This window comes from Salmonella sp. SAL00653 (genome assembly GCF_046552515.1).
GTDB lineage: Bacteria > Pseudomonadota > Gammaproteobacteria > Enterobacterales > Enterobacteriaceae > Salmonella > Salmonella enterica.
Genome location: NZ_JBGDTY010000028.1, coordinates 1 through 12,197, shown reverse-complemented (window position 1 = coordinate 12,197; position 12,197 = coordinate 1). Strand labels below are relative to the sequence as shown.

10 protein-coding genes are annotated in these 12,197 nt (G+C 48.7%); 3 read left to right on the top strand and 7 right to left on the bottom strand.

The features are described 5' to 3' along the window. The first annotated feature begins 7 nt into the window (after positions 1-7). Positions 8-655, top strand: coding sequence for an MBL fold metallo-hydrolase (locus tag ACLJRU_RS22535; RefSeq protein ID WP_001109471.1), 648 nt, complete (start codon positions 8-10; stop codon positions 653-655). A 61-nt stretch (positions 656-716) separates the two neighbouring features. Here the strand turns inward: ACLJRU_RS22535 and aspC are convergent, their stop codons facing one another. The 4 genes from aspC to ACLJRU_RS22515 form a co-directional block, all read right to left on the bottom strand. Then, positions 717-1,907 (bottom strand): aspartate transaminase, encoded by a 1,191-nt coding sequence (gene aspC / locus ACLJRU_RS22530; RefSeq protein ID WP_000462653.1) that lies wholly within the window; start codon positions 1,905-1,907, stop codon positions 717-719. Positions 1,908-2,091: 184 nt separating this feature from the next. Then, on the bottom strand, positions 2,092-3,189 hold the full coding sequence (gene ompF / locus ACLJRU_RS22525; protein WP_001539614.1) for a porin OmpF: 1,098 nt from the start codon (positions 3,187-3,189) through the stop codon (positions 2,092-2,094). Between the two features lie 606 nt (positions 3,190-3,795). Further along, a complete protein-coding gene (gene asnS, locus ACLJRU_RS22520) occupies positions 3,796-5,196 on the bottom strand; it encodes an asparagine--tRNA ligase (RefSeq protein WP_000117871.1) in 1,401 nt (466 codons plus the stop codon). Between the two features lie 200 nt (positions 5,197-5,396). Continuing rightward, positions 5,397-5,858: an Lrp/AsnC family transcriptional regulator gene (locus tag ACLJRU_RS22515; RefSeq protein WP_000762342.1), complete on the bottom strand. Its 462-nt coding sequence runs from the start codon at positions 5,856-5,858 to the stop codon at positions 5,397-5,399. Between the two features lie 317 nt (positions 5,859-6,175). Here ACLJRU_RS22515 and dpaL point away from each other — a divergent pair, with 317 nt between their 5' ends. Together dpaL and ACLJRU_RS22505 are read left to right on the top strand one after the other, a co-directional pair. Beyond that, the gene (gene dpaL, locus ACLJRU_RS22510) at positions 6,176-7,372 is read left to right on the top strand and encodes a diaminopropionate ammonia-lyase (RefSeq protein WP_001539615.1); all 1,197 of its coding nucleotides are present in this window, start codon (positions 6,176-6,178) and stop codon (positions 7,370-7,372) included. A gap of 263 nt (positions 7,373-7,635) precedes the next feature. Then, positions 7,636-9,072 carry an alanine/glycine:cation symporter family protein gene (locus tag ACLJRU_RS22505; RefSeq protein WP_000893204.1) on the top strand — a complete coding sequence of 479 codons (1,437 nt, stop codon included), beginning with the start codon at positions 7,636-7,638 and terminating at the stop codon, positions 9,070-9,072. Positions 9,073-9,149: 77 nt separating this feature from the next. Here the strand turns inward: ACLJRU_RS22505 and pncB are convergent, their stop codons facing one another. From pncB to xis, 3 genes are all read right to left on the bottom strand, one after another. Next, positions 9,150-10,352 (bottom strand): nicotinate phosphoribosyltransferase, encoded by a 1,203-nt coding sequence (gene pncB, locus ACLJRU_RS22500; protein ID WP_000191404.1) that lies wholly within the window; start codon positions 10,350-10,352, stop codon positions 9,150-9,152. A 205-nt stretch (positions 10,353-10,557) separates the two neighbouring features. Continuing rightward, a complete protein-coding gene (locus ACLJRU_RS22495) occupies positions 10,558-11,835 on the bottom strand; it encodes a tyrosine-type recombinase/integrase (protein ID WP_001539617.1) in 1,278 nt (425 codons plus the stop codon). A 44-nt stretch (positions 11,836-11,879) separates the two neighbouring features. Continuing rightward, positions 11,880-12,128 carry an excisionase Xis gene (xis, locus tag ACLJRU_RS22490; protein ID WP_000065276.1) on the bottom strand — a complete coding sequence of 83 codons (249 nt, stop codon included), beginning with the start codon at positions 12,126-12,128 and terminating at the stop codon, positions 11,880-11,882. Positions 12,129-12,197 lie beyond the last annotated feature (69 nt).

The following is a 12,197-nucleotide window of genomic DNA, read 5'->3' as shown; positions in this document are numbered from 1 at the left end:
GAGCAGTATGAACTATCGTATTATTCCGGTCACCGCGTTCTCCCAGAACTGTTCATTAATCTGGTGCGAACAAACCCGGCTGGCGGCGCTGGTCGATCCGGGCGGCGACGCGGAAAAAATTAAACAGGAAGTGGACGCCAGCGGCGTGACGTTGATGCAAATTTTACTCACGCATGGGCATCTCGATCATGTCGGCGCGGCGAGTGAACTGGCGCAGCATTACGGCGTTCCTGTTATCGGTCCGGAAAAAGAAGATGAGTTCTGGCTGCAAGGACTGCCGGCGCAAAGCCGCATGTTTGGTCTGGATGAGTGTCAGCCGCTGACGCCTGATCGCTGGCTGAACGACGGCGATCGCGTCAGCGTGGGGAATGTGACGTTGCAGGTGCTACATTGTCCGGGACACACGCCGGGACACGTGGTTTTCTTTGATGAACAGTCGCAACTGCTGATCTCCGGCGATGTGATTTTCAAAGGTGGCGTCGGGCGCAGCGATTTTCCTCGCGGCGATCACACCCAGTTGATTGACGCCATTAAGCGTAAATTATTGCCGCTTGGCGATGATGTGACCTTTATTCCTGGCCACGGCCCGCTCTCTACGCTCGGGTACGAGCGTCTGCATAATCCCTTCTTGCAAGATGAGATGCCGGTCTGGTAAGCGGAATGAAAAAGCCTGCACATTGCAGGCTTTTTTATCGGTCACGCCAGTCGGCAGCTTTTTACAGTACCGCGACAATGGCTTCGCACAGTGGCGCCATATTATCCGGGGTCATGCCCGCCACGTTCACGCGACCAGAAGCCACGGCATAAACACCGAACTCTTCACGCAGACGCAGCACCTGATCTTTGGTCAGACCGCTGAATGAGAACATCCCGTTCTGCTTGATAATAAAGCTGAAGTCACGGTTCGCGCCTTTTTCCTGCAAGGTATTCACGAACAGTTGACGCATACGCTGAATACGCTGGCGCATGTCCGTCAGTTCCTGTTCCCAGATAGCGCGCAGGGCGTCATTACTCAGGATAGTCGCGACGATGGACGCGCCGTGCGCTGGCGGGTTGGAGTAGTTAGCGCGAATGGCGGATTTCATCTGGCTAAAAGCGCGATCCACGGTTTCCGCATCGGCGGCAACGAGGGTGCAGGCGCCGACGCGCTCATTATATAAGCCGAAGTTTTTGGAGTAGGAGCTGGCGACAATAAGCTCTTTATGCAGCGCGGCAAAGGCGCGCAGACCTTCCGCATCTTCTTCCAGGCCGCGGGCAAAGCCCTGGTAAGCGAAATCGAATAGCGGCAGCCACCCTTTTTCAACGGAAAGCTCAGCCAGAACCTGCCACTGTTCCAGAGTAGGGTCAATGCCGGTTGGGTTATGACAGCAACCGTGGAACAGAACCACATCGCCGGCCTGTGCTTCGCTCAGGCTGGCTTGTAGCGCTTCAAAATCCAGCGTGTGATTTTCCGCATCGTAGTAAGCGTACTCCCGAACTTCCAGGCCGGCAGCGTTAAACACGCTTTTGTGGTTCGGCCAGCTGGGGTTGCTCACCCACACCCGTTTTACCGGAGTATTTTTTGCTAAAAAGTCGGCGGCAATGCGTAACGCGCCGGTACCGCCCGGCGTTTGCGCCGTGCGTGCGCGCTTATCGTTAATCAGCGCGCTGCCTTTGCCGAACAGCAGTTCCTGAGTGCAGCGAGCAAATTCCGGAATCCCGTCAATGCCGAGATAGTTTTTCGTCGTTTCATTTTCCAGTAAATACTGCTCGGCTTTTTTAACGCTGGTGAGCACCGGTGTTTTGCCGGTTTCATCTTTATATACGCCAATGCCAAGGTTAATTTTCCCTGGACGGTCATCGGCGCGAAACAGATCGGCCAGGCCCAAAATCGGGTCGGCAGGAGCGGCGGTTATGTTCTCAAACATGACGAGGTTCCATTATAGTTACAGAAGGGAAATCCGCTATCAGGTTAACGGCAGATTTACAAAATGCCAACCGTTAGCGCTAAAAAGCCCGCCTGTTTTTGAAAGACGCACATTTTCTCTAAGAGAGATAAAAAAACAGGACCGAAGTCCTGTTTTTGAGGCATAAAACAAAGGGGTCTGCTGATCAGAACTGGTAAGTAATACCGACAGCCGCCTGATCGTCGGTGCCAACGTAGCTGGAGCTGTAGTCGTTTTCGTCCAGCAGGTTGAAACGGTAGTCAACCCATACGTTCATGTTTTTGTTGAAGTAGTAAGTCGCGCCCGCCTGAATATATTTCGCCAGATCGGCCGAGCCGTCGGCGCCGTTCAACTGCTTACCTTTACTCTGCACATACGAGATTGCCGGACGCAGGCCGAAGTCAAACTGGTACTGAGCGACCACTTCCAGGTTCTGCGTTTTGTTTGCCATTTCCACGGTATCGGTAACCGTATTTTCAACAATGCTCATATTGCGGGTTTCAGCATATACGGCAGCCAGGTAGACGTTGTTTGCATCATATTTCGCGCCAACGGCCCACGATTCTGCGCGATCGCCATTACCATCGCGATCCTGCTGATCGTTAGTACGCTTGCTGTTGCTGTACGCTGCGGTGACGCCAAAGCCGTCGAACTCATATGCCATGGTGTAACCTACGCCATCGCCATTCTGAGAGTTAATGCTGTGGTTGTCCTGATTTTTACCCTGATACTGGATACCGAAAGAGAGACCGTCCACCAGACCAAAGAAGTCAGAGTTACGGTAGGTCAACAAACCGCCAGCACGGCTGGTCATGTAGTTATCAGTATAGGCGCCGCCCCAGGTTTCGCCGGAGAAGTAGGGGGCCATATCGGTATAGGATTCAACATCGTAAACGATACCGTAGTTACGACCATAATCGATTGAACCCACTTCCGCGTATTTCAAACCCGCGAAGGCCAGACGGACCAGATTCGAGTTCTGCTGTTCGCCTTCAGCGCGGTCTGCTTTAGTACGGTATTCCCACTGACCGAAACCGGTCAGATCGGTGTTAATCTGCGTTTCCCCTTTAAAACCAATCTGGGCATAAGTCTGGTCGGCATTTTTGCTATCGCCGGTCGTTGTCCATACGTGACGACCCACGGCTTTACCGTACAGATCCAGCTTATTACCATCTTTATTATAAATTTCTGCTGCGTTTGCGTTTGCGGTTGCAGCAGCCAGCAGGGCAGGGATCACCGCTGCCAGGATTTTGCGCTTCATCATTATTTATTACCCTCATTGGTTTTTTTATATGACACCTGCCACTGCCGTCAATAAATTCCGTCAATAAAACTTTACAGAAATATTGATGAGAGTTTGGTGTCTTTATGTGTCTGACAGGCATCTTTCCATTCAAACTAACGTTTCGCTACCGTGAAAGTGCTACAAATATAAATATTTAGTTTCAAAAGGAAAAAATATGTAAACAAATGTTATTTTCGCGGAACTTTGTGAACAACGTCAAACTTCCCCTGAGTTCTCGCTTTGATTTGAACGTTTTTCTTTTATTACTATGATTTTATTGTAATTATTCGCTTGTGGAACCGTTGTGCCTGAAAAAGCAGCAGACGAGCTATTTCATAAAAATAGCCATTTGGAAGTCTTGATGTCCAAAATTGTGGTGAAAAATTGTGCTACTAGAACAGAAAAATCTAATCCGCAATAAAATTAAGGATTAATTTTTATGTGTAAATATTTTATTGAAATAAACAGTAACAAGATGTGGTAATTCAGAGGGTTGTAATTAAATTTATTTACTTATTGATAATAAAGCTGACATTCAGGCGGAAAAAAAGGCCAGCATAGCTGGCCTTGAGTGTGTCGTAAAAATCAGAAGCTGGCGTTGCGTGGGGTCCGTGGGAACGGAATAACATCGCGCACGTTTTGCACACCCGTGACGTAAGCGATAAGGCGTTCAAAGCCCAGACCAAAGCCGGAATGCGGTACAGTACCGTAGCGACGCAAGTCGCGATACCACCAGTAATCCTCTTTATTCAGCCCCATTTCGGCCATACGGGCATCCAGCACATCCAGACGCTCTTCACGCTGGGAACCACCGATGATTTCGCCGATTCCCGGCGCCAGCACATCCATGGCCGCCACGGTTTTGCCATCTTCGTTAAGGCGCATGTAAAACGCTTTAATTTCTTTCGGATAGTTTTTCACCACTACCGGCGCTTTGAAATGCTCTTCCGCCAGATAACGTTCGTGTTCGGAAGAGAGGTCGACGCCCCAGAACACCGGGTTTTCAAATGTCTTACCACAGCGTTCCAGAATGGCGACCGCCTCGGTGTAATCCACCTGAGCGAAGTCGGTAGAGACAAAACGCTCCAGACGAGCGATAGCGTCTTTATCCACGCGTTCGGCAAAGAACTTCATGTCATCCGCACGCTCTTCCAGAACCGCGTTGAAGACATATTTCAGCATGGCTTCCGCCAGACGGGCGTTGTCTTCCAGATCGGCGAATGCCACTTCCGGCTCCAGCATCCAGAACTCCGCCAGGTGGCGGCTGGTGTTGGAATTTTCCGCGCGGAAGGTCGGCCCAAAAGTATAGATTTTGGACAGCGCGCAGGCATAGGTTTCACCGTTGAGCTGGCCGGAGACGGTCAGGAATGATTCTTTGCCAAAAAAGTCTTTGTCAAAATCTACTCTGCCCTGGTCGTTACGCGGCAGGTTTTCCAGATCCAACGTTGAGACGCGGAACATTTCGCCAGCGCCTTCGGTATCGGAAGCGGTAATCAGCGGGGTAGAGACCCAAAAGAAACCCTGCTCATCGAAGAAGCGATGCAGCGCCTGCGCCAGAGTATGGCGGACGCGCGCTACCGCGCCAATCAGGTTGGTGCGCGGGCGCAGATGCGCGACCTCACGCAGATACTCAATGCTATGGCGTTTTGCCGCCATCGGGTAGGTATCCGGATCTTCCACCCAGCCTGCGACCTCTACTTTCGTAGCCTGGATTTCGAAACTTTGCCCCTGTCCCGGCGACGCGACAACCTTACCTGTTACTACCACGGAGCAGCCTGTCGTCAGGTGTAATACTTCTTCATTATAATTGGGCAGAGAATTATTAATGACAGCCTGTACAGGATCAAAGCAGGAGCCGTCATAAACGGCGAGGAAGGAGATGCCAGCTTTTGAATCTCGGCGGGTACGCACCCATCCGCGCACGGTGACTTCTTGGTCAACGGCTACACGGCCCTGGAGTACGTCGGCTACAGGCACAACGCTCATAATATTCTCTCTAGTTAATAGTCGGAAAAAATAAACACTTGTCCACCCGAAATGGGGGTATTCCTATGTTACCTGGCATCTGCAATCAGACAAGCAGAAATCGCATCTGGAAGCAGGTTTTCAGAAAGAAACCTGTAAAAAGTTCGCACCTGCTCGCGAACCATTGAGAATTTAGGCTGGTTTTGCAAGCTTTGCGCACGTTACTCGATCAGGACGCGCATCTCTTGCTTGGCGTTTTGCATCACGACAATCGTTTTAAAAGACTTAATATTGCCTGAGGAAAAGAAAAGCTCACGGGTAAGCGCTTCATATTCCGCCATGTCACGAACATTGAGCACCAGTAAAAAGTCGAAATCGCCCGTTACGTAGTAGACCTGCTGCACCTGCGGGCAACTGACAAACCGTTGACGAGCCTCTTCCAGTAAATTGAATCGCTCGTTTTCGATCACCACCTGCACCACAATCGTGACCGGGCGTCCCACTTTGCCAGCATCAATAAGGCTGACATTGCCTTTAATTATGCCCGCCTCCTCCAGTGCCGCGATACGACGATTCACTGCCGAAGGTGAAAGATTGACCTGTTCGGCGATTTCCCGCTGAGAAAGACGATTATCGCGCTGCAATAATGTCAGAATGTTTTTATCCCAGGCGTCAAGCTTCATATCGCAAATAACCTCTTTAATGTGATGACTATCACTGTGCGCAATTTTGCCGCGTCCAGGTCGTTAAAAAAAGGTGAAAATTGCACGACGATGGGCATTTTCGCGCCATTTAACAGCAATAAGCATAGTACTATCATAATCAGTGGAATAAAGAAAAGGACGTAATAGATATTGTGCGACTCTTTTATCAGTACGGTTTATTAAAGTGAGGATAACCACTACTACAGCCACAAAACGCGAGTTCTTTACTTGTTTCTACTCAATAATTGCCAAAAACATATTATTTCAATAAATAAACTTTAACAAAAGGTATCATTATGCATGAACTTATTAAATACCAGTTTAATACACGTCGGAAAAAATATGGTACAGGAGCGGCCTTAAGTTTGCTTAACGGAAATGTTGGGCATGAGGTGTTAGCATTTCATAAAAAATTACCCAATTATGCCGTCACGCCGTTACATAATCTGGCGCATCTAAGCCGGCGGCTTGGACTAGGGTCCATCCATATTAAAGATGAGTCCTGGCGTTTTGGCTTGAATGCTTTTAAAGGTCTGGGCGGCTCTTATGCTGTAGGAAAATATCTCGCTGATAAATTGCAATGTGATATTAACTCGTTAAGTTTTGCTGCCCTTAACACTCCTGAGATTAAAGAAAAAATTAAGGATTGTGTTTTTGTTACCGCGACGGATGGCAATCATGGCCGTGGTGTGGCGTGGGCGGCGGAGCAATTAGGTCTAAAAGCCGTCGTTTATATGCCTAAGGGATCATCGTTAATCCGGGCAGAGAATATTCGCCATCATGGAGCTGAATGCACCATCACCGATCTGAACTACGATGATGCAGTGCGACTGGCCCATAGAATGGCGCAAACAAAAGGCTGGGTGCTTTTGCAGGATACAGCCTGGACAGGGTATGAAGAGATCCCAACGTGGATTATGCAAGGCTATATGACACTAGCGGTTGAAGCTTATGAGCAGCTCGCAGAAACAAACAGTCCGTTGCCAACCCATCTTATTTTACAAGCGGGGGTGGGATCGTTTGCTGGCAGTGTTATGGGTTATTTTGTTGAAAAAATGCAGGAAAATATCCCTAATATTATTGTGGTTGAGCCGCATCAGGCCAACTGTCTTTATCAATCCGCAGTTATGGATGATGGTCAACCTCACTGCGTCACTGGCGATATGGCGACGATAATGGCCGGGCTTGCGTGTGGGGAGCCGAATATTATCAGTTGGCCTATTATTCGGGACAACACCAGTTGTTTTATTTCCGCTGATGACTGTCTGGCGGCTAAGGGTATGCGTATTTCTGCCGCGCCGCGTCCAGGTACGGATACGCCTTTTATTTCCGGCGAGTCCGGAGCTATTGGCGTAGGGTTACTTTATGAGTTAATGAACAATATGCATTATCAGGATCTTGCTAATCGCTTACAGCTTGATGCCAGTGCTCATGTTCTGCTTATTAGCACCGAAGGCGATACGTCCCCAGATATTTATGAAGATATAGTCTAGAACGGACGCAGTGCTTAAACATTACGACTAAAAAATTAGATAATAAAGGCAGCATGTAAAAAACGCGTTTTTTATACGCATAATAAACCTAATGCAGGAAGCAAAACTTCATAACAATATACCATTAAAACGGCATTTAGTGAGTAAGGGATGCTCCTACCCGCTGACTTTCCAGTTTAGTGTTGTTGGCAAAATTCAGGATTACGCTGAACTGGAAAGATTATTTCTGAGACTGAACGAATTAATTTAAATCCGAGGTCATTATGTTAGAGCAACTTTCACAACTCTTTGAATTTCTATGGGGTGGCCCATTATTTTTGTGTGTCATCGGCATTGGCTTTTATTTTACAGTACGCCTCAAATTTTTCCAGATTATCAATTTAAAAGAAATTTACCGTAATACAATTGGTACACTTGCCGGAAAAAATAAACAAAACACTACTGGCGAGGTAGCGTCTAAAAAATCTCTAAAATCAATAGAGGTGGCTGCCACTGTGCTATCCGGCTCATTAGGCGCGGGAACGATCGCAGGTGTTGCTGCGGCTATTGCGGTTGGCGGACCTGGGGCAATTTTCTGGATGTGGATCATTGCGGTCGTGGGTATGATGACCAAAATGGTTGAAGTGACGCTGGCGGTGAAATACCGAAGTAAAGGTGAGAATGGCGAATATTATGGCGGCCCAATGCATTATATTAAGAAAGGGCTCAATAAAAAATGGCATCCCCTGGCAGGATTATATGCGTTTGCATTAATGATTCTGGTTATTACGGATGCCTGTTTTGTGCAAACTAATACGATGGCAGCGGTCATTCACTATACGTTTGACATCCCAACAAGCGTCATCGGGGGATTTATTGTCATCGTAGGTGCGTTGGTTATTTTAAAAGGACTCTCCAGTCTTGGTAAATTCTGTACGATTGCACTTCCACCGATCACCATTGCCTATTTCATTGGTGCCGCTGGTGTAGTGGTATTGAATATCGAGGCTATCCCACAGGTTATAAAAAGTATTTTCTATTATGCCTTTGCCCCTGCGCCAGCAGCCGGTGGCTTTGTCGGGTCAACCATCATGATGGCCATCAGTAAAGGAGCCAGTCGCGGAATATTCACTAACGAAGCTGGCATGGGTACCTCGGCCACAGTACATGCTACTGCCAACGTGGATTACGCTTTCCGTCAGGGAATGTGGGGGGCAGTGGAAGTTTTTTTTGTCTCAATGATTACCTGTAACTTTACTGCATTTGCTGTACTTGCTTCTGGTATGTGGACAGACGCCAGTTATCAAGGTATTCAGATTATCTTTGCCGCCTTAAAAGAAACATGGCATCCGATTATTGTTCAGGTTCTCTGTCTCGGTGTGGCGTTGATTCTGTTTACTTCTTATCTTGGCTCATATATTAAATTTCGCACTTCGATAAACTATATCTTTGGCGATAAGCTAGAACGCATCATTAAATGGCTATATTTTTTGCCGCCACTGATTGCCGTTAATATGGAAATCCCGGTAATCTGGTTAATGGCTGATATTGCTGTCGGTTTTCTGGTTATCCCCAACGTAATTGCTCTGTTCTTGCTGCGTAAAGAATTTATTAGCGAATTCAATTTATTCAGAACGCGTACACAGCGGGACACTAATTCTGAAAAAACAACGCAAATTACGCACGTAAATATGTCGAAGAGTGAAGGGAAAGAAGAGTAACCATCGCGGCCAGAACAGGTAAGATGGTCAGGAGAGTAACAAAGCGCCCACTTTCCGGGCGCTTCGTACAGGCATGGTTAACTTGCTTTACGCACCTGCGGGAGATCGAACGCTTTACGCAGCGCGCGCACAAACGCTTTATCATGACAGATCGTTTTACCGGGGCTGTCGGAAAGTTTAGCCACCGGCTTTCCGTTACATTCCACGAGCTTAATCACGATATTGAGCGGTTTTACCTGAGGGATATCGCATGTCAGGCGGGTACCGATGCCGAAGCTTAACTGCACGCGAGAGGCGAAATGGCGATAGAGCTCGACTGCCTTTGGCAGATCAAGGTTATCTGAAAAGACCAGCGTTTTTGTCAGCGGATCAATCCCCAGCTTTTCATAATGGGCAATCGCCTTTTCGCCCCATGCGACAGGGTCTCCTGAGTCGTGGCGTAACCCCTGATAACGGCTGGCGAATTCAATGCCGAAATCGCGTAAAAACGCATCCATTGTAATGCAATCTGTCAATGCGATACCAAGCTGGTCCGGATATTCGTTAAGCCAGGCGGCCAACGCGGCACGCTGGCTGGTCGCCAGGTCCGGACTGATTTGTTGATGCGCCTGGAACCATTCGTGCGCCTGAGTGCCCATCGGCGTCAGCGCCAGGCGACGCGCGAGATCATAGTTGCTGGTGCCGACGAACCATGACTCCTGCTGGAGACGTTTAACTATCGCCTGCTGCACTTCACGAGAGAAACGGCGGCGGGTGCCGAAGTCCATCAGGTGGAAGCGGGACATATCGAGATTGGCGGTTAACGCAGTGAAATCAACCAGCTTACTTTCCAGCGCGTCGAGCGCCTGATCAACGCCCGCGTTTGGCGAGCGGTAGTGATGAACCAGCTCACTGATCACGGCCAGCAGCGGCACTTCCCACATAATGACTTCACGCCACGGGCCGGTTAAGCGAATATTCAGCTTGCCGTTATCGTTGGTGACACAGACTTGAGCCGGGTTATAGCGAAACTCGCGTAACCAGTTCAGATAATCCGGTTTAAAAAAGGGCAGGCCGGAGAGCCACTGGAACTCGTCCTCCTGGAGGCGCAGGTGCTGCATCGCGTCCACCTGCTCGCGAATAGCATCGGCATAAATACCCAGCAGGTCGTCGCCACGGCAACGAAACTCAGCCGCTACCTGCACATCATAGTAGTGGTGAAAAACGGCTTGCTGCATATGCAACTTATAAGCATCTGTATCCAGCAACGAGTGCAGAACAGGAGAAGCGAATTGTGTCATAGGTGCGCTGTTGCGTCCTCTCACGGGAGCGTTTAGTACAATAAACAACTAAGAAAACCGCTGGAGTATACCTTGTTTAGCGATTTATTGAACCCCGATCACACCATAAGCTGTCTTTAGGGTCGAGCGCATTTCGTGCCCCATGTTATAAAAATGTAGCGGTGCGACTGCTAACCCCTTGAATTTAAGGATTTCTACTGCGCTGCTACCATGCGGGCAGTGATGGGGCATAGCGGGAAAGTGCCTGGTTGAGCAGAGAAACCTGTTCTGCGCTCTTCTCTGACATCCACTTTCCATACACCTTGTAAACCATCTGTGCATCGGTATGCCCCATCTGCGTTGCTATAAAGTTTGGGTTAGCACCAGCTGATAATGACCAGCATGCATAGGTATGTCGTGACTGATACGCGTTACGGTAACGAATGCCGGCACGCTTGATTATCGGGGCCCAAATTTTATTAATGGAATTAACTGCGTAGTGATATCCTGTGCGAGGTCCACGTTTGACGCATTGAGGGCTGAATACGAACGTGCAGGGTTGAATGACAGATTGTCCATATTCCCGCAACTTCACTTCAACCTCAAACTGCCGGCCAAGGCGTGTCAACTGGGCCTGATTCCTCAGGGCATCAATAGCTGGTTGAATGAGATATATCACCCTGTCAGTACCTGCGTCGGTTTTTGGCAGGGTGAACTCATCCGTCTGGGTAAGGTTGCGCTTCACAATGATCGTCCCAGCATGCAGATCGATATCTTCCCAAGCCAGACCGCACAACTCCCCATGCCTCATTCCGGTATAGACTGCCAGTGACCAGAGATTTCTCATCTGCTGGTGTCCGTATGCCTGGATAAACCTGATGAACTCGTCTGTCGTGAGTGGATCTGGTTCCCCTTTCGCTTTCTTGAGACGGTTAATTCCGCTAAACGGGTTTTCCTTTGCATAGCCGTTATCTGTTCCAAACTGGAAGATCTCGGCCATCAGCATCATGTAATTATTCACTGTGGACGATTTCCGGCCTTTAACCTGAGTCCGGTGATCCTTCTTCATTACCTGAAAGCCCGTCAGCAACTCCTTCCTGACATACAGCAAATCCTCAGTAGTCACCGCAGAAACCATTTTGTTTTCGCCGATGAGTGGAAGCATGTTTTTTATGATAGATTCGTACCTACTCATGGTATTAGAGCTGATCTCCATTCTCTTCAGCTCGGACCATCTTTCGGTAAGCTCCAGCACAGTAATTTCCTTTCTATCCTGACCGAACCGGGCAAGGTTCGGTGAGTTTGGGAATTTTTCCACATAGTTAAAATTCCCCATCCTTATCGCAAAACAAACCGAAGAACGCAGTTCGCCAGCTATCTTGCGATTTTTTGCAGTGTCAGGGATACCAAGGTTTTCCCTGACACGTTTACCTTTATACAGAAACCAGATGCGGAGAGAACCGCCGTGGTTTTCGACGCCTGTCGGGTATGATGCATTAGCCATTAATCCCTCCTGACGTCCAGGAGCATTGACGAGTGTACAGCTTTTCATGTTGTCTTCGCACCTGGTTGATTTTTTTTCTGCGCCTCGATCCACTGATCAACGGCTTCTCTGTTGTATATGCATTCGCTCGAAGGCTTCGGATTTCCGTCTGGTGAAATGTGCAGGTACTCGCGGCCCAGCATCCAGGATTCTTTTCTGGCGCGGGTAATGGTTCCGGGCTTAAGCCCGGTAACCGCAATCAGAACTTTTTCGCTAACCCACTTGTTTGGCGTCAGTTGGATAATGTTGCTCATCGTTTTCTCCAGTGGCCCCGCAGCGGGCCATCGCTAATATTCAGTTTGCCTGTGCTGGCAGATTTCTAA